The organism is Flavobacterium sp. LC2016-23 (genome assembly GCF_009674775.1).
Lineage (GTDB): Bacteria > Bacteroidota > Bacteroidia > Flavobacteriales > Flavobacteriaceae > Flavobacterium.
The window spans coordinates 1-16988 of the sequence record NZ_WKKE01000012.1 but is presented as its reverse complement, the minus strand read 5'-3'; the positions used below and the strand labels follow the sequence as shown (position 1 = coordinate 16988).

Below are 16988 nucleotides of genomic sequence, written 5' to 3'. Positions count from 1 at the left end.
AATTCCAAATTCCAAAGATCCAAGAATCTGAAATCTAAAGTCTAAGATCTAAAATCCAAAATCTCAACATGAGTTTATCCACCACAAGTATAAGAAGACCTGTTTTAACCATTGTACTGAATCTTTTGATTATTTTATTCGGTTTCATTGGGTATACCTTTTTAGGTGTTCGGGAATTCCCTTCCATTGACCCCGCGCAGGTTTCGATAAGAACCAATTATACCGGAGCCAATGCCGATATTATTGAATCACAAATTACTGAGCCGTTAGAAAAAGCTGTTAATGCTATCGACGGAATTCGAAATATAACGTCATCCAGTAATCAGGGAAGCAGCAGTATTACCATCGAATTCAATCTGGATAAAGATTTAGAAGAAGCTGCCAATGATGTCCGTGATAAGGTTTCACAAGCCGTGAGAAGTTTACCGCAGGATATTGATGCCCCTCCGGTAGTTTCCAAAGCCGATGCTGATAGTGAATCTATTATTTCGATGACCGTTCAGAGTGATACACGAAGCTCTTTGGAATTGAGTGATTACGCCGAAAATGTCATTTCACAACGATTAGAAACTATTCCGGGCGTAAGTGGGGTACAAATCTGGGGACAAAAACGCTACGCGATGCGTTTATGGATCGACCCTTCAAAACTTGCCGCATACGGTTGTACGGTGGCAGAAGTCCGCACAGCACTGAATGCACAAAATGTCGAACTGCCTTCCGGAAAGCTAACCGGAAACAATACTGAACTGACTGTAAAAACCATCGGAAATCTTTCAAAACCAGAAGAATTTAATAATATCATCATCCGTACAGACGGAGACAAGATTGTTCGTTTAAGTGATGTTGGCGGTGCCGAATTAGGACCCGAAAATATCGAAACTTCCCTAACATCTTCAGGGCTTCCTATGATTGGTCTGGCTATTGTACCCATGCCCGGAGCGAATTATTTGGATATTTCGTCTGAATTTTATAAAAAATACGAAGCCCTAAAAAAGGATTTACCGAAGGATATCAAGCTTAATATTGCACTGGACAATACCCTTTTCGTTAAAAAATCGGTACTTGAAGTAGCGGAAACCCTGGGGATTTCAATTATATTGGTAATCATCATTATTTATTTGTTCTTCAGGGACTGGGCCATTGCTTTCAGACCCCTAATTGACATTCCTGTATCCTTAATAGCAACCTTTTTTATCATGTGGCTTTTCGGGTTCTCCATCAATGTACTGACCCTTTTAGCTATTGTTTTGGCAACGGGACTGGTAGTCGATGACGGAATTGTTGTCACCGAAAATATATTCAAAAAAGTAGAGGAAGGAATGTCGCCAATTGAAGCCGCAATCAAAGGTTCCAACGAAATTTTTTATGCCGTAATTTCGATTTCGGTGACATTGGCAGCCGTGTTTTTACCGGTAATTTTCTTAGAAGGTTTCGTAGGAAGACTATTCCGGGAATTTGGTGTTGTTATTGGTGCTGCAGTATTAATTTCCGCTTTTGTATCGCTGACTTTAACCCCTATGCTGAATGCCTATTTGATGAAAGGCGGTGAACAGAAAAAATCGAAGTTTTACATTAAAACAGAGCCTTTCTTCGAAAAATTAAACAGTGGTTATGCCGACGCCTTAAACCGTTTTATGGCAAAAAAATGGATCAGTTTTCCGATTTTGATTGTATGTTTCGGATTGATTTATTTGTTTTTTACTGTACTTCCAAAAGAAACCGCTCCTTATGATGACCGTAGTTCGGTAACCATGCGTATGACTACTCCCGAGGGTTCTTCTTATGAATATACCAACCGTTTTATGCAGGAAATATCAAAACTGGTGGATGACTCGATTAAGGATAAAAAAGTAAGTTTAGTTATTACCGCCGGAGGTTCCGGAGGTTCTGCCACCAATTCGGGCTTCATCAGGCTTTCTTTAAAAGACCCCGGAGAAAGAAAAACATCGCAAAAAGACATTGCCGATAAATTAACCAAATGGACCAAAAAATATCCGGACGCTAAAACATCTGTTATTCAACAGCCTACAATTGCCGTAAACAGACGTGGCGGCTTACCGATTCAATACATTATTCAGGCGCCTACTTTTGAAAAATTAAGAGAAAAAATTCCGCTTTTTATGGACGAAGTGGGTAAAAGTGATGTTTTCTCGGTTACCGATGTAAATTTAAAATTCAACAAACCGGAAATCAACGTAAGCATCGATCGGGCAAAAGCCGAAAGTTTAGGTATTTCTATTCTGGATATTGCTCAGACTTTACAGCTTTCGTTAAGTGGTCAGCGTTTTGGCTATTTCATTAAAAACGGAAAACAGTATCAGGTGATTGGGCAATTTGACCAAAAAGATCGCTCTAAGCCGTTGGATTTAACTTCGATGTTTGTTAAAAACAAAAATGGAGAACTGATTCAGATGGATAACGTGGTGAACATAGAAGAACAAAGTAACCCGCCGCAATTGTATCACAACAATCGTTATATGTCGGCCACTGTTTCGGCAGGTTTAGCGCCGGGAAAAAGTATAAGTGACGGAATCGAAGCGATGAATCAGATTAAAGCAAAGGTACTGGATGAGAGTTTTACAACCGATTTAAGTGGTGAATCAAGGGATTTTGTGGAAAGTAGTTCCAATACCTCTTTTGCTTTCGGACTGGCTTTATTGCTTATATTTTTAATTCTTGCCGCTCAGTTTGAAAGTTTTATAGATCCGTTTATTATTATCTTAACGGTACCTATGGCCGTTGCCGGAGCTTTATTCTCGTTATGGTTGTTCAATCAGACCTGGAACATTTTCAGCCAGATTGGAACGGTAATGCTTATCGGACTGGTGACGAAAAACGGTATCCTGATTGTCGAATTTGCCAATCAGCTAAGGGAACAGGGAAAACCTAAAATGGAAGCTATTTTAGAAGCTACAGAAGCGCGTTTACGTCCGATTTTAATGACCAGTTTAGCTATTGCTTTGGGAGCGCTGCCGATTGCAATGTCACTTGGGGCTGCTTCTACCAGCAGAATCGGAATGGGAGTTGTTATTGTGGGAGGAACTATTTTCTCTTTAGCCCTGACACTTTTTGTAATTCCGGCGATCTATCTGATGTGGTCCAAAGCCCGAAAACATTATCCGGAATTTGATCATATCGAAGAATACGAAAAAGAAAGTAAATAACTAGTAGTCCGGAATTCCTGCATTATAATTGCGGGATTCCGGACAAAAGAAAAACAAATATGAATACTAAATTTTTATTCACCAGCCTTCTTTTATGCTTCTTCTGCGTTGCTAAAATGCACGCACAGGAAGTCCTGACTATTGAAGACGCGATGAAAATAGCTTTGGAAAACAATTTTGAAATCAAGATTGCCAAAAACAATTCAAAGATAAGCGAGACGAATGTAACGGCTGGAAATGCCGGAATGCTGCCTGTCGCAACCGCGTCGGTTACCGATAACAACAGCATCCAGAATTCAAAACAGACCCGTCAGGACGGAACTTCAACCTCACTGGACAACGCCAAAAACAACAGTTTAAATTACGGTGTAAGTATTGGCTGGACTATTTTTGACGGAATGAAAATGTTTGCAAGGCATGATCAGTTAAAAGAACTTCAAAAATTGGGTGATTCTGAGTTAAAAAGAACCATTTTGGCTAAAATTGGCCAGGTAAATTCCGCTTATTACGATTTGGTGCAGCAACAGCATCAATTGGCAGCATTAGATACTACCATTGTTATTTCCAATCAAAGGCTGACTCTCGCCAAAAACCGTTTTAGCATTGGTAAAGCTTCAAAATTAGAAGTTTTAAATGCTCAGGTAGATTTAAATTCAGATCAGGTTGCTTTGCTAAGACAAAAGGAATCCTACGCCAATGCCAAAATCCTGTTAAATCAATATTTGGCCCGGGATGCTAAAATAGATTTTAAAGTAACAGATCTGGTAACAGTAGACAACAAATTAGTTTTGGCCGATTTAATAGCTTTAGCACAAAAACAAAATCCGGCCCTGGAAACCCAAATCATAAACAAACGCGTCGCAGAATTACAGTTGAAACAAGTCAAAGCAGATCGTTATCCTGTGGTAAGACTAACTTCAGGTTATAATTTTGCAGAAAGCGAATCTAGTCTGGGTTTTACCAGTTCCACATCGGCAAGGGGTTTAAACTACGGTTTCAATGCTACCTTAAATATTTTTGACGGTTTCAATCAGCACCGAAATGAAAAGATTGCGAAACTGCAAATTGAGAATTCGCAAATTGCAATCGAACAGCAAAACATGATCTTAAATTCGCAGTTAAGTACTGCTTTTCAAACCTATTTAACCAATTTAGAGCTAATTGATCTAGAAGAAGACAACGAGGCGATCGCAAGACAAAACTTAGAGATTACCCTGGATAAATTCAAAATCGGAACGATCACAACTATTGATTTCAGAACTGCCCAGCTGAATTATGTAAATGCAAAAGTGCGCTATAGCAATGCACAATATGAGGCAAAACTATCTGAAATTGCCTTAAAAGAATTGGCGGGAAATATCAATTTTTAAGTTAATTTTGTTTTCAAAACAAAAATTAAATGATCTCATACAATACGAAAGACTGGTTTTCTTTTATTTTTCACTTTCACAAATCCGATACCGTAAGACAACTTTTTCCGGTGATGCTTGCCATTGGAATTTATGCTGCAGTCGTTGGTTATTTTGAAGTAGTTTATTTCGGAATCGATGAAAATCATTACATCAAAAATATTCCTTTGATGCACGGAATATTAGGTTTTGTGATTTCATTATTATTAGTATTCAGAACCAACACCGCTTACGACCGCTGGTGGGAAGCCCGAAAATTATGGGGTGCATTAGTTAATAACAGCCGGAATTTTGCCATCAAACTCTCCTGCATGCTAAAAGACGAAAACGATCGTAAATTTTTCAGGAAATTTATTCCCGCATACGCTTCAGTTTTATACAAACATTTAAACAATTCTGAAACTGCAAAACAGCTTTTTGACGATGTAGATTTAGAGCTGGATCATCATAAGCACAAACCCAATCAGGTAAAACGTATGATGTCGCATAAAATCAATGATTTGTACGAAGCCAAAAAAATCACGGGCGATCAGCTTATTATTTTGAATGCCGAACTGGTTGCCTTTACCGATATTTGCGGTGCCTGCGAAAGAATTAAAAACACCCCTATACCCTACTCGTACAGTGCTTTCATCAAAAAGTTTATCTTTTTTTACATCATGACGCTGCCTTTTGGCTATTCTTTGAGCCTCGGATATTATGTGGCACCGGTAGTTGTTTTTATCTTTTATGTACTAGCCAGTTTAGAATTAATTGCGGAAGAAATTGAGGATCCGTTTGGTGACGATGAAAACGATTTACCGATCAAAAAAATATCAGAGAACATTAAAAAACACGTGGAAGAATTAATTTAATGAAACGTTAAATCTAAAATTTATATACTTATTTTCATTAAATTTAAAGTCTTCACTTAAAATTTAATCACAATGCAGAATCAACGTGTTTTAATAAGTCCTCCTCATTTATCCAATGAAAAATCATTAAAAACACTGGTCGAAAACAGGAGTGTGTACACGCTCAATCATTGTGAACTGAATATTTTTGAAACGTACGAGTCTTCGAAACTGGTTCCGCTAAAATTCAACGATTTTGTAGTGACCAGCATGCTCAGAGGAAAAAAAATCATGCATCTTTTTGATGAACCCGGATTTGATTACCTGCCGGGTGAAACAGTAATCATTCCTTCTAATGTAGAAATGAAAATTGACTTTCCGGAAGCCTCCAGAGAGACCCCGACGCAATGCCTTGCCCTGGCCATAGAAAAATCTAAAATTACAGAAACCCTTAATTTCCTGAACGAACGCTATCCTAAAGAAGGTAATGATGTATACTGGCAATTAAACTATCAGAATTATTTCTTTTACAATAACATCGATCTGGCGACCACTATTAATAAACTTATAAAAGAATGCATGGGCACATCGATCACCAAAGATGCCCTGGCGGATCTGACTTTACAGGAACTGTTAATCCGAATTATCCAGACCCAGACCATAAAATCAATTGACGAAGGCCTTACCATTCATTCCAACAATCCGATTTTTGAAGTTACCGAATTTATTAAGCTCAATTTAAAAGAGAATATAAACCTTAAAAGCCTGAGCGACAAAGCGTGTATGAGCAGTGCTTCTTTCTATCGTTTTTTCAAACGCGAACTGGGTATGAGTCCTATTGAGTATATTTTAAATGAAAAAATAAAATACGCCAAAAAATTACTCAAAAATCCCAATATCCAGGTTAATGAAGTTTGCTATTTGTCCGGTTTTGAAGATGCCAATTATTTTATTCGTTTATTCAAAAAACATGAAGGAATTACTCCGAAGCAGTATCAGTTGTTATATGTTAACTGAAAAAGGTGCTAAGGTTCTGAGATGCTAAGGTTCTGAGATTTTTTTCAATCTTTGTCATTAAGAGGAACAAAGAATATCCGCAATATTTTTACTGTATAAGCGCACAGCAGTGCGTCTATGTCCCAATTCCTGATACCTTATTTCAGACGCACTGCTGTGCGCCTCTACGGAAAACCTTTGTACCTTTGTACCTTTGTACCTTTGCACCTTTGCACCTTTGCACCTTTGTATCTCAGAACCTCAGTACCTCAGAACCTTTTTTTAATCAATAAACCTCACCGGTTCCAGATCCTTCTCCTCTTCTTCCGTAAAAATCCGGTATTCGATCTGAAAGGTTTTTTTTAAAGGCGTTTCGAGAGAAAAGCCGCCCACGCCAAAGGCATCAATTACTTTTAGTGTAAAATGAGCATGTTTCCAGTATTCAAATAAATCCTTATCGACCCAGAATTCAGTATCTTCGATAGTTCCGATACAGACATCTCCCATTCTCTGATAATAGCCGCCTTTTTCAAAACATTGCGGCTGCGTACCTTCACAGCATCCGCCCGCCTGATAAAACATTAAATCTCCGTGTTTCTTCTTTAATATTCGGATCAGCTCAATGGCTTCAGCTGTAGCCTCAAGTCTTTTTATCATGATATTTTTCTTTACATTAAATTTACAAAAAAAGGTAAGTCAGAAACTTACCTTTTCGAACCAACATAACAACAAATTAAAAGAAACCTAATTTCTTTTTATCGTAAGAAATCAGCATATTTTTAGTCTGACGGTATTGTCCTAACATCATTTTGTGGTTTTCACGACCAATTCCGGATTGTTTATATCCGCCAAACGGAGCACCCGCAGGATACGAATGGTATTGATTAATCCAGATACGACCGGAATGAATGGCTCTCGGAACCTGATAAATCTCGTGTGCATCACGTGTCCATACACCCGCACCTAAGCCGTACATCGTATCGTTGGCGATTTCGATGGCTTCTTCAGTGGTTTTAAAAGTGGTAACCGCCAAAACCGGTCCGAAGATTTCTTCCTGAAAAATGCGCATTTTGTTATGTCCTTTAAACAACGTTGGTTTAATGTAATAACCGCCTTCCAGATCTCCTCCCAGATGATTCACATCACCTCCGGTCAGTAATTCTGCCCCTTCTTCTTTTCCTAATTTTATATAAGATAATATTTTTTCTTTTTGAACCAGTGATGTCTGAGCCCCAATCATAGTCGATTGGTCTAACGGATTTCCGGCTATAATAGCTTCTGTTCTTTCGATTACTTTTGCAATAAACTTCTCGTAAATATCTTCGTGAATTAATAATCTTGACGGACACGTACAAATTTCACCCTGATTCAGCGCGAATAAAACCGCTCCTTCAACCGCTTTATCAAAGAAATCATCGTCATGATCGGCTACTGAGGCAAAGAAAATATTGGGTGACTTACCCCCTAATTCCAGGGTAACCGGGATAATATTTTCGGTCGCATATTGCATTACCAGACGCCCTGTAGTAGTAGAACCGGTAAAAGCCGCTTTAGCTACTTTTTTATTGGTGACCAAAGGCCGGCCTAATTCTGCCCCAAAACCGTTTACGATATTCAAAACCCCCGGAGGAAGGATATCGCCTATCAATTCCATTAAAACCAATATGGAAATGGGTGTACTTTCGGCAGGTTTTAAAACAATCGTATTTCCTGCGGCCAGTGCCGGAGCAATTTTCCAGACGGCCATTAAAATCGGAAAGTTCCACGGAATGATCTGTGCGACAACTCCTAGTGGTTCGCTTAAAGCGATAGAAACCGTTTGCGAATCCAGTTCGGCTATCGAACTTTCTTCGGCGCGAATGACACCTGCAAAATACCTGAAATGATCAATGGCCAGCGGAATATCGGCTGCCAGGGTTTCACGAATCGGTTTTCCGTTATCTATAGTTTCAACGGTCGCAATATATTCGAGATTGTCCTCTATTTTTTGTGCAATCTTATTCAATAAAATACTCCTCTCGGTTACTGAAGTTTTTCCCCAGGTTTTAAATGCTTCATAGGCTGCATCAACTGCCAGTTCCAAATCTTCCTTGCCGGAATGGGCAGCCCTGGTAAATACTTTTCCGTCAATTGGAGACAATACATCAAAGTATTCTCCTTTTACAGGTGCTGTAAATTTTCCATTGATATAATTGTCATACTTTGCCTTAAATTCAGGTCTTTGTGCTATAGTACTCATAATTTTATTTTTTGATTCATTTCAAATTTAACTTCCTAAATTGAAAAAGAATAGCACTTTTCATTCATCTAATAGCACAAAAATTCCATATTCATTTTTATGACCAACTAATAATACGAATTTAATAAAATAGTAGTGTTGAAAATATAAAATACTCATTATTACAGACTTCTATTCAAAAATAAAAACAGTTAGAAAAAAGCAAATAAATTCTTTCTTACTACAATACGCAATCCTTATATTTGTATCCTTATTTAAGAACAAAAAAGTTAACATGAAAATATCTTACAACTGGTTAAAACAATTCATTAAAACAGACTGGACATCTGAGCAAACTTCAGAATTACTGACAGATTTAGGTCTGGAAGTAGAAGTTGTTGAGAAGTACGAATCAGTAAAAGGCGGTTTAGAAGGAGTTGTTGTAGGACACGTACTGACTTGTGAAAAACACCCCGATGCCGACAGACTAAATATTACAACCGTTAATATCGGACAGGAATCTCCTCTACAAATTGTTTGTGGTGCTGCCAATGTTGCTGCAGGTCAAAAAGTACCGGTTGCCACTATCGGAACCGTTTTGTATGATAAAGATGGTGGGGAATTTACCATTAAAAAAGGAAAAATCCGCGGACAGGAGAGCCACGGAATGATTTGCGCAGAAGACGAATTAGGTCTGGGTACAAGCCATGACGGCATTATGATTTTAGACGAGAACCTAGAGCCCGGAACTCCGGCTGCAAAAGTATTTGATATTGTAAGTGATGAAGTTTTCGAAATAGGATTAACGCCTAACCGCGCCGATGCCATGAGTCACTATGGCACTGCCCGTGATCTTAGAGCCGGAATGTTACAGCGTGGGGTAAACATCGAATTAATTACGCCATCAGTAAGCAATTTCAGGGTAGAAATGCGTACCCTAAAAATTGATGTTACGGTAGAAGAGCCTGTTTTAGCACCAAGATATTGCGGACTGACTATTTCAGGAATTTCTGTTGAAGAATCTCCGGCATGGTTACAGGATCGTCTGAAAGCTATCGGTTTAACACCAAAAAACAATATTGTTGACGTTACTAATTATGTGCTGCATGAATTAGGACAGCCTCTGCATGCTTTTGATGCGGCAAAAATCAACGGAAAAATAATTGTAAAAACACTACCGGAAGGTACCAAATTTACCACTCTGGATGATGTTGAAAGAACATTGCACGCGGAGGATCTAATGATTTGTGACGAAAAAGGCCCTCTTTGTATTGCGGGTGTTTTTGGCGGAAAAAAATCAGGAGTTTCTGAAGGAACTACTTCTATTTTCCTCGAAAGTGCTTATTTTGATGCCGTAAGCGTTCGTAAAACCGCTAAAAGACATCAGTTAAATACCGATGCTTCTTTTAGATTTGAAAGAGGAATTGACCCGACTATTACAGAATATGCCTTAAAACGTGCAGCGCTTCTAATTCAGGAAGTGGCCGGCGGAAAAATCACTTCTGATGTGGTAGAAGTTTACCCTAAAAAAGTAGAAGATTTTTCTGTCCTGCTAAACTTTAGTCATGTTTCTAAAATCATCGGACAGGAAATCCCAAAAGATACCATTAAGAAGATACTGGTTTCTCTGGACATCAAAGTAAACAGTGTTTCTGAATCGGGCCTTGGTTTAACAATTCCGGCTTACCGTGTGGATGTACAACGTGAAATTGATGTAATTGAAGAAATTTTAAGGGTGTACGGATACAACAACATTGAATTCTCGAAGAAGTTTAATGCAACTGTAGCCAACTCCCCAAGAACAGAAGATTATAAAGTGCAGAATATCATCGCTTCACAGTTAAACTCACAGGGTTTTCATGAAATGATGGCGAATTCTTTAACGACAGCTGCTTATGCAAAACTATCGACTGTTTTGAAAGAAGAGCATAATGTAACAATGCTGAACCCGTTAAGCGGTGATTTGGCCACTATGCGTCAGTCGTTGTTATTCTCAGCTTTAGAAGCGGTTTCCTACAACATTAACAGAAGAAATTCTGATTTGAAATTGTTTGAATTTGGAAAAACATACCACAAATACCTGAATGGTTTCGAAGAACACAAACATCTTACGTTATCCATTTCAGGAAACAGAAATAAAGAAAGCTGGACCAATCCGCAAAAACCAACGGATTTCTTTTTGTTAAAAGGATACGTAAAAGCAATTTTGTCCCGTCTTGGCGTTGATAAAGTAACTAATGCTCCGGTGCAATCTGATATTTTCTCTGAAGGAACGTCGATTTGCTACAACAATGATACTTTGGTGGAAATGGGCGTCGTTAAAAAATCAATCCTGAAGCATTTCGGAATCAAACAGGATGTTTATTTTGCCGATTTCAACTGGGATCTGATTTTAAAAATCATTTCAGGAAAAATTAAATACAACGAAATTCCAAAATATCCGGAAGTCCGCAGGGATTTAGCTTTATTAATCGATCAGAAGACGACTTACGAAAGTATTTATAATCTGGCGAAACAAACGGAAAAAGTACTTTTAAAAGACGTAAACCTTTTTGATGTGTATGAAGGTAAAAATCTTCCGGAAGGTAAAAAATCATATGCGTTGAGCTTTACGATTCAGGATAGCACCAAAACACTAACCGACGCTCAGATTGATAAAATTATGTCAAAACTGCAACAAAGTTTTGAGACAGAACTTGGAGCGAGTTTGAGGTAAAAATTTGTAGTCGCAGTCGCAGTTTTCAGTCACTGCACAATGAACTTTATACAATACAAACCCGACAGGCTTTAAAAACCTGTCGGGTTTAATTATTTATTGTCTTCTGAGATGGGACTGCAAACTGCGCGTGCAAACTGAAAACTGTGACTGAAAACTGCGACTGAAAACTTTGTCACGACGCAAATCTCACATAAGCATTTTTCAGTTTTTCGTCATATTTATTGGCCTTGTACCCTTCACCGTTATATTTCAGTGCGAATTCTGCCCAATTTTTATTTCTTAAAACAGGGATCAGCTTGTTTTTTTCGAGGAATAATCCAAACGCTTTTAAGTGTTCACCTTCATTCAGGTACATTTTCTGTACAAATTCATCAATATTCTGATATCCGATAGAAACTGCATTGAAACCCATAATCTGGAAAAGTCCCCACGAAGCAGCACAATTGGCGGCATCACTGAATTTTTTATCCGGATTTAAATGAATAGCCTTTTCCAATCGTTCGTATTCAGCAGCGCCACCGAGATAATATTTTCGGGTATAGTTTTTAAAGAGGATGTTTTCCGTATTCGCATTTTCATAGGTTTGACAACTGATGCCTCTCTTCTCAAGCTCTCTCCAAAAAACATGTCCTTCAAACAAAATTTTAGGCCTTCCGTCTAAAAGAAATCCCTTTCCGTTGCTTTCAACAGAATTAACAGCCTTTACGATTGCCAGTTCAAGATTATGCTGCTTCGAAAAATCGATCAGGTTTTGTTCTGAAAGCAATTTAGAATTGGATAAAAAACCGGCTGCGCTTTTCTCCATAAGTGCAGACCAGGTCTTCAGCCCAACAATACCGTCAACAACCAGATTATTTTTGAGTTGGAAATCCCGGACAGCTTTATCAGTTTCAACTCCGAAATAATCAGAAACAACAATGCTGTATTTTAGTTTTTCGAGTAATTCATTTAAGTAATATACTTCGACAGATTTTACACCGGATTTTAAAGTTTTCATAGCTTTTTAATTTAATATCGTTCATTGCGGCAATTCTTTAAAGCTTTACATTTTAACAGGCTTATTTTAAAGTTTCGTAGTGTTTATTTCCCTGCGAAAATGAGCGATATAAAATTAATTATTCATAAATGATTATAAAACAGCATTTTGACTATTTTATTTTAATAATTTTACCTATCAAAAAAGGGTGAATTTACCCTTGTACACTTTTATCTTTTAAAATAATTTTGTCAGGAATATTTTCAAAACCATAAATAAATTTTAACTAATTATTTTTAAAACCAAAAAAGATCATGAAAAACCTTTCCGAAAAACCAAGTCAGTTGATTACAAAAGAATTCGCCAAAGAGCTGAATTTGAATTACACTCGTAAAAGAGGAAAACTAATTCATAAATCAACCAAAAAAGAAGATGCAAATGCCATTTGGTACTCACTGGAAGCTTTAGAAAGCTACATTAATTATATCAAGACCCACGGAGCTGATACGGGATATGAAGTGGACGGAATCCGATTTTATTTTGGCGTATACCCGGATGATGAAAAACATGGTGAAAAGGCCGGTTTAACCACTTTATTTCTGGCCGCAACAGGAAAGAAAACGGTATCAGAAGAAGAAAAGTCAAATCAGATACAAAGTTTTATGATGGCAAAAGAAGATGCTTCTGCTGATATTGAGAGCCTTGACCCAATGAATTATGGCAACATAGGAAGACCACCTAGCATTATATACTAAATAAATTATGTTTGAATTTTTAAGATCGTATATTATCTATCTCGCTATGCTATCAGGAGTCATCGGATTAATTTCCCTGCATAAACTTCCCGGTAACAAAGGCAAATTTTTAGTACTTTTAATCTGGTTTTCAGCATTAACTGAAGTTGTTGGGTATTTCTTTACACAGTGGACGGGCTTATTGAATTATTATGTTTATAATTTTTATATGCTCGTTAGTTTTTCCGCCTATATACTGCTCCTTCGAAGTCTTTTACAGAAACAAACCAACAGAATTTCAGCCGTACTATTTTTAATATTATTTCTAATTTCCTTTTTTTTAAATATTTTATATTACAAAAAAGACATAAATCACTCCTTTACGTACAGTTTTGCGGTAGGAGTTATAGTGGTTATGATGCTCTCCTGCTTATATCTGGTAGAGATTTTCAATTCAAACAAGATCTTAAATTTTAAAAAATCGGTGTTTTTCTGGTATATTCTGGGTATACTTGTTTTTCATGTTCCCGTTCTGCCCTTTATGCTGGCTATCAAATGGTTCCTGATCAAACAAGATGAATCTGTATTTAGTCTGGTCCTGTTTATTTTAAATTTTTTAGCACATAGTTGTTATATAATCGGATTTGTATGGAGCGAAAAGAAATACAATTATTAGTTATTTCATTAGGTATTGTTTTTTTTACATTACTGATCACGCTGCTTGTCATTTTTTTTTATTTTTTGAAGAAAAAAAACCATTATCTGGTTGAAAAAATGGAATCTGAGATGTATTTCCAGTCCGAGTTAGTAAAGACCAGAATCGAAATTAAAGATCAGACCCTTTCTGAAATAAGCAAAGAACTGCACGACAATATCGGCCAGATTGTTTCGGTAGGCATTATGCAGCTCAATATGTACATACAGAACGGTCAGGCTGTTAAAAGTAAAGAACTCACGGATCTTAAAGATGTTTTAGCCAAATCGTTAGATGAAATCAGAATTTTATCGCGAATTATAAATAAAGATAATTTACTCGAGACCAATTTTATAGAAGCTATAAAACAAGATCTGCAACGTGTAAAAAAATTAAAACATATTCAGTACAATTACAATTTTAAAGGAAAAATACCCAAAATTAATGAAGGACACGATTTGTTTATTTACCGCATTTTTCAGGAAGCCCTGCACAATAGCCTGAAACATTCACACAGTGATTTGTATGAGGTGAATATTACAACAACCGAAACCCTTTTTCAATTAAAAATGAAAGATTTCGGAATTGGTTATGATACCAAAAAAAACAATTCCGGTATAGGATTAAACAACATGAAATTGCGAGCTAAACTAATTGGTGCCAAACTAATTATAGAATCAAACCAATACGGAACAAGTATACTATTAGAATACCCATTAACCCCACCAGATGAAAACAATAGCGAAGAATAAAATTATTATTGTTGATGATCACTTGCTATTCTCCCAGTCCTTACAGCTTCTGATCAATAGTTTTAAAGAATTTGAAGTGATCAACCGCTTCGAAAATGGTAAAGTTTTTATAAATTATCTTCAGGAAAACACCGATTCAGAAGTCGATTTAATTTTACTGGATGTAAATATGCCGGTGCTGGATGGTGTTGAAACAATGAAATGGATCAAAGAAAACAGGCCTTCCCTAAAAGTGATCGCACTGTCTGTAAATGACGATGAAGAAATCATAATCAGGATGATTACCAATGGTGCCAAAGGCTACCTGCTCAAAGACACTTCGCCCGAAATATTCAAAGAAGCCATGTGCTGTGTCATTGAAAAAGGCTTTTACTTCACCGAACTGGTTTCCGGAATGCTGGTCAAAAAAGCCAATGACGATTCTAAAAAAATCAGTTTAAAAGAAAAAGAAATCGTTTTTATACGACATGCCTGCAGCGAAAAAACCTATAAGGAAATCGCCTCAGAAATGTGCCTGAGCCCTAAAACAATTGATGGCTACAGAGAGTGTTTGTTCGATAAACTCGAAATCAAAACCCGTATCGGTTTGGTTTTATATGCCATTAAACACAAAATTGTACTCGTATAAAAGAATCTTTACTTAAATTCAATCAGTTTATCATTCGGTAAATCATATTCATATAATTTCCTGTTTTCGCTGTCCAGATACAGCCACTGGATGATACTGGTACGATTTTCGAATTCGTTGGAAATTCCTAAAACCGTGTAGGAACGTCCGTCCTTTTCGCGGTCTTCTATCGAATAGACAAACTGTGTTTCAGGATTCTGCAGGTGTACTTTTACAAGGTCTTTTTTAGAATTGGCTAAATAATATTGTACCTGAGTGTACAGATAATCCTTGAAATCTTTGGTGTATTCTTGGCCTTCTGCCCAAGTATATTTAATTGGTCTGGTGTATTTTTTCTTAAATAAACTAACTTTTCCGTCTTTTACTTTTTCAGCGTTTATAAGGCACTCGGTAAAATCAAGTTTTTCTCCCTCACCTGCTATAAAAGTAGAATCCATTTTCCAGGTGATTTTTAAGACGTCACCTCTGTTGAATTGATCAGAGCCTTCAAAATTAGTCTGGAGTGCCACTACTTCATTTCCTTTTTTTATGGTGAATAAAGCATAGTCGCCGTTCGCATCATAATCTACATATTCTACTTCATCCGCGTACTGCTCGCCTTTATTCAGTCTTTCATCGGGCCGTATGGCACTAAACACATTAACTTCTTCAGGAATTACGTCAATATTTTCAGAAGTAATACCAGTACTATCATTTGATTTTTTTGGAACTGAAACTTTTTTATCCGTACAGGAAAATAATAAAAAAAGTGATGCTAAAAGAAAATATCTCATCGTGGCGTTTAGGTTAATCGGTTTTTGAAAAGGTAAAGTTAATAAGTTAGGGCGGCAAAAATCGGATGACCTTCAATTTTATTTCTTCCGTTTAAAAAAGAAAGTTCCATAAGGAAATTATACTGTACAATTTCTCCGCCCAGCCGCTGAACCAATTCTCCGAGAGCTTTTGCCGTCCCTCCTGTAGCCAGAACATCGTCGTGTATCAAAACCCTGTCTCCTTTTTGAATGGCATCTGTGTGTATTTCTAATGCATTAGTACCGTATTCCAAATCGTAGGAAGCCGAAATAGTGGTATACGGAAGTTTTTTAGGTTTACGCGCCGGGACAAAACCGGCATTTAATTCCTGGGCCAGTAACATTCCGAAGAAAAAACCGCGGCTTTCCGCTCCTATTACCTTATCAATATGCTGTCCGTTTAAAGAGGCCACTAAAACAGACAGGCATTCTTTCCTCGCCATCGGGTCATTTAAGAGTGGGGTGATATCTTTAAACAAAATTCCTTCTTTAGGAAAGTCCTGAATATCACGTATATAATTTTTAATCTGCATTTTTTTTTACTTTTATGTTATTTTTCCCTTGTTTATCTCACATTTATCTCTATCTTTGCACCCGCAAACAGCGTTCATCAAAGCTACGAAAATTAGCTTAATGAAAAAAACTGGCCTCGTGGCGCAACTGAATAGCGCACTTGATTACGGCTCAAGAGGTTACTGGTTTGAATCCAGTCGAGGTCACAAAACTAAAATCCCATTCTAACGAATGGGATTTTTTTTATGCTTTTTCTAATTATTACTATCGTATTCTAAAGTTTGAATTCCGGATATTTTATTCCGTTACAGCGTACAGATTCTTTACGGATCAACACGAAAACCTGTGGATTAACAAAAATTAAGCATAAATATTAGTTAGTCTAAAAAGGAAGTATTCTATATTCCTAACACCTCTGAATTTTGATCTGAATGCTTTTATTTTAGCATTGAATGATTCTGCAGAGGCATTAGTGCTTCTGTTGTCAAAATAGTTTAATATGGTTTGATAATGATTCATAATTGTACGAGAGATTGTGCCGAAAGACTTAAACCCGGATTG

15 protein-coding genes and 1 tRNA gene are annotated in these 16988 nt (G+C 37.1%); 10 read left to right on the top strand and 6 right to left on the bottom strand.

Annotation, left to right across the window (positions count from 1 at the left end; genetic code table 11):
- Window positions 1-68: 68 nt before the first annotated feature.
- From GJU43_RS11605 to GJU43_RS11590, 4 genes are all read left to right on the top strand, one after another.
- On the top strand, window positions 69-3164 hold the full coding sequence (locus tag GJU43_RS11605) for an efflux RND transporter permease subunit (protein ID WP_154340922.1): 3096 nt from the start codon (window positions 69-71) through the stop codon (window positions 3162-3164).
- 59 nt (window positions 3165-3223) lie between these two features.
- Window positions 3224-4534, top strand: coding sequence for a TolC family protein (locus GJU43_RS11600; RefSeq protein ID WP_154340921.1), 1311 nt, complete (start codon window positions 3224-3226; stop codon window positions 4532-4534).
- A gap of 29 nt (window positions 4535-4563) precedes the next feature.
- Window positions 4564-5427 carry a bestrophin family protein gene (locus tag GJU43_RS11595; RefSeq protein ID WP_154340920.1) on the top strand — a complete coding sequence of 288 codons (864 nt, stop codon included), beginning with the start codon at window positions 4564-4566 and terminating at the stop codon, window positions 5425-5427.
- A 72-nt stretch (window positions 5428-5499) separates the two neighbouring features.
- Window positions 5500-6423 carry a helix-turn-helix domain-containing protein gene (locus tag GJU43_RS11590; protein WP_154340919.1) on the top strand — a complete coding sequence of 308 codons (924 nt, stop codon included), beginning with the start codon at window positions 5500-5502 and terminating at the stop codon, window positions 6421-6423.
- Window positions 6424-6684: 261 nt separating this feature from the next.
- Here GJU43_RS11590 and GJU43_RS11585 read toward each other — a convergent pair whose 3' ends face one another.
- Window positions 6685-7059 carry a DUF779 domain-containing protein gene (locus tag GJU43_RS11585; protein WP_154340918.1) on the bottom strand — a complete coding sequence of 125 codons (375 nt, stop codon included), beginning with the start codon at window positions 7057-7059 and terminating at the stop codon, window positions 6685-6687.
- Between the two features lie 76 nt (window positions 7060-7135).
- Window positions 7136-8641: an aldehyde dehydrogenase family protein gene (locus tag GJU43_RS11580; RefSeq protein WP_154340917.1), complete on the bottom strand. Its 1506-nt coding sequence runs from the start codon at window positions 8639-8641 to the stop codon at window positions 7136-7138.
- Between the two features lie 274 nt (window positions 8642-8915).
- On the opposite strand from GJU43_RS11580, the gene pheT reads away from it, so the two are divergent.
- On the top strand, window positions 8916-11336 hold the full coding sequence (gene pheT, locus GJU43_RS11575) for a phenylalanine--tRNA ligase subunit beta (protein WP_154340916.1): 2421 nt from the start codon (window positions 8916-8918) through the stop codon (window positions 11334-11336).
- 175 nt (window positions 11337-11511) lie between these two features.
- On the opposite strand, the gene GJU43_RS11570 is transcribed toward pheT, so the two are convergent.
- Window positions 11512-12336, bottom strand: coding sequence for an N-acetylmuramidase family protein (locus tag GJU43_RS11570; protein WP_154340915.1), 825 nt, complete (start codon window positions 12334-12336; stop codon window positions 11512-11514).
- Between the two features lie 293 nt (window positions 12337-12629).
- Between GJU43_RS11570 and GJU43_RS11565 the strand changes: the two genes are divergently transcribed.
- The 4 genes from GJU43_RS11565 (at window position 12630) to GJU43_RS11550 (ending at window position 15123) form a co-directional block, all read left to right on the top strand.
- The gene (locus GJU43_RS11565) at window positions 12630-13070 is read left to right on the top strand and encodes a hypothetical protein (RefSeq protein ID WP_154340914.1); all 441 of its coding nucleotides are present in this window, start codon (window positions 12630-12632) and stop codon (window positions 13068-13070) included.
- Between the two features lie 7 nt (window positions 13071-13077).
- Entirely contained in the window at window positions 13078-13725 is a 648-nt protein-coding gene (locus tag GJU43_RS11560; RefSeq protein ID WP_154340913.1) for a hypothetical protein, read from the top strand.
- Between the two features lie 98 nt (window positions 13726-13823).
- Window positions 13824-14495 (top strand): sensor histidine kinase, encoded by a 672-nt coding sequence (locus GJU43_RS11555; protein ID WP_229655047.1) that lies wholly within the window; start codon window positions 13824-13826, stop codon window positions 14493-14495.
- Window positions 14473-15123, top strand: coding sequence for a response regulator transcription factor (locus GJU43_RS11550; protein ID WP_154340911.1), 651 nt, complete (start codon window positions 14473-14475; stop codon window positions 15121-15123). The genes GJU43_RS11555 and GJU43_RS11550 overlap by 23 nt, the downstream gene beginning before the upstream one ends.
- Window positions 15124-15131: 8 nt before the next feature.
- Here the strand turns inward: GJU43_RS11550 and GJU43_RS11545 are convergent, their stop codons facing one another.
- Both GJU43_RS11545 and GJU43_RS11540 read right to left on the bottom strand, forming a co-directional pair.
- Window positions 15132-15896 (bottom strand): hypothetical protein, encoded by a 765-nt coding sequence (locus GJU43_RS11545; RefSeq protein WP_154340910.1) that lies wholly within the window; start codon window positions 15894-15896, stop codon window positions 15132-15134.
- Between the two features lie 38 nt (window positions 15897-15934).
- On the bottom strand, window positions 15935-16447 hold the full coding sequence (locus tag GJU43_RS11540) for an adenine phosphoribosyltransferase (protein ID WP_154340909.1): 513 nt from the start codon (window positions 16445-16447) through the stop codon (window positions 15935-15937).
- Between the two features lie 112 nt (window positions 16448-16559).
- On the opposite strand from GJU43_RS11540, the gene GJU43_RS11535 reads away from it, so the two are divergent.
- A tRNA-Arg gene (locus tag GJU43_RS11535) sits at window positions 16560-16633 on the top strand.
- A gap of 154 nt (window positions 16634-16787) precedes the next feature.
- On the opposite strand, the gene GJU43_RS11530 is transcribed toward GJU43_RS11535, so the two are convergent.
- Window positions 16788-16988: transposase (locus GJU43_RS11530; RefSeq protein ID WP_195760040.1), on the bottom strand; the 201-nt coding region annotated here is incomplete at its 5' end.

Bases quoted from the DNA above. Each gene is read 5' to 3' on its own strand.
- GJU43_RS11605 (WP_154340922.1), top strand. From the start codon at position 69: ATGAGTTTATCCACCACAAGTATAAGAAGACCTGTTTTAACCATTGTA.
- GJU43_RS11600 (WP_154340921.1), top strand. From the start codon at position 3,224: ATGAATACTAAATTTTTATTCACCAGCCTTCTTTTATGCTTCTTCTGC.
- GJU43_RS11595 (WP_154340920.1), top strand. From the start codon at position 4,564: ATGATCTCATACAATACGAAAGACTGGTTTTCTTTTATTTTTCACTTT.
- GJU43_RS11590 (WP_154340919.1), top strand. From the start codon at position 5,500: ATGCAGAATCAACGTGTTTTAATAAGTCCTCCTCATTTATCCAATGAA.
- GJU43_RS11585 (WP_154340918.1), bottom strand. From the start codon at position 7,059: ATGATAAAAAGACTTGAGGCTACAGCTGAAGCCATTGAGCTGATCCGA.
- GJU43_RS11580 (WP_154340917.1), bottom strand. From the start codon at position 8,641: ATGAGTACTATAGCACAAAGACCTGAATTTAAGGCAAAGTATGACAAT.
- pheT (WP_154340916.1), top strand. From the start codon at position 8,916: ATGAAAATATCTTACAACTGGTTAAAACAATTCATTAAAACAGACTGG.
- GJU43_RS11570 (WP_154340915.1), bottom strand. From the start codon at position 12,336: ATGAAAACTTTAAAATCCGGTGTAAAATCTGTCGAAGTATATTACTTA.
- GJU43_RS11565 (WP_154340914.1), top strand. From the start codon at position 12,630: ATGAAAAACCTTTCCGAAAAACCAAGTCAGTTGATTACAAAAGAATTC.
- GJU43_RS11560 (WP_154340913.1), top strand. From the start codon at position 13,078: ATGTTTGAATTTTTAAGATCGTATATTATCTATCTCGCTATGCTATCA.
- GJU43_RS11555 (WP_229655047.1), top strand. From the start codon at position 13,824: ATGGAATCTGAGATGTATTTCCAGTCCGAGTTAGTAAAGACCAGAATC.
- GJU43_RS11550 (WP_154340911.1), top strand. From the start codon at position 14,473: ATGAAAACAATAGCGAAGAATAAAATTATTATTGTTGATGATCACTTG.
- GJU43_RS11545 (WP_154340910.1), bottom strand. From the start codon at position 15,896: ATGAGATATTTTCTTTTAGCATCACTTTTTTTATTATTTTCCTGTACG.
- GJU43_RS11540 (WP_154340909.1), bottom strand. From the start codon at position 16,447: ATGCAGATTAAAAATTATATACGTGATATTCAGGACTTTCCTAAAGAA.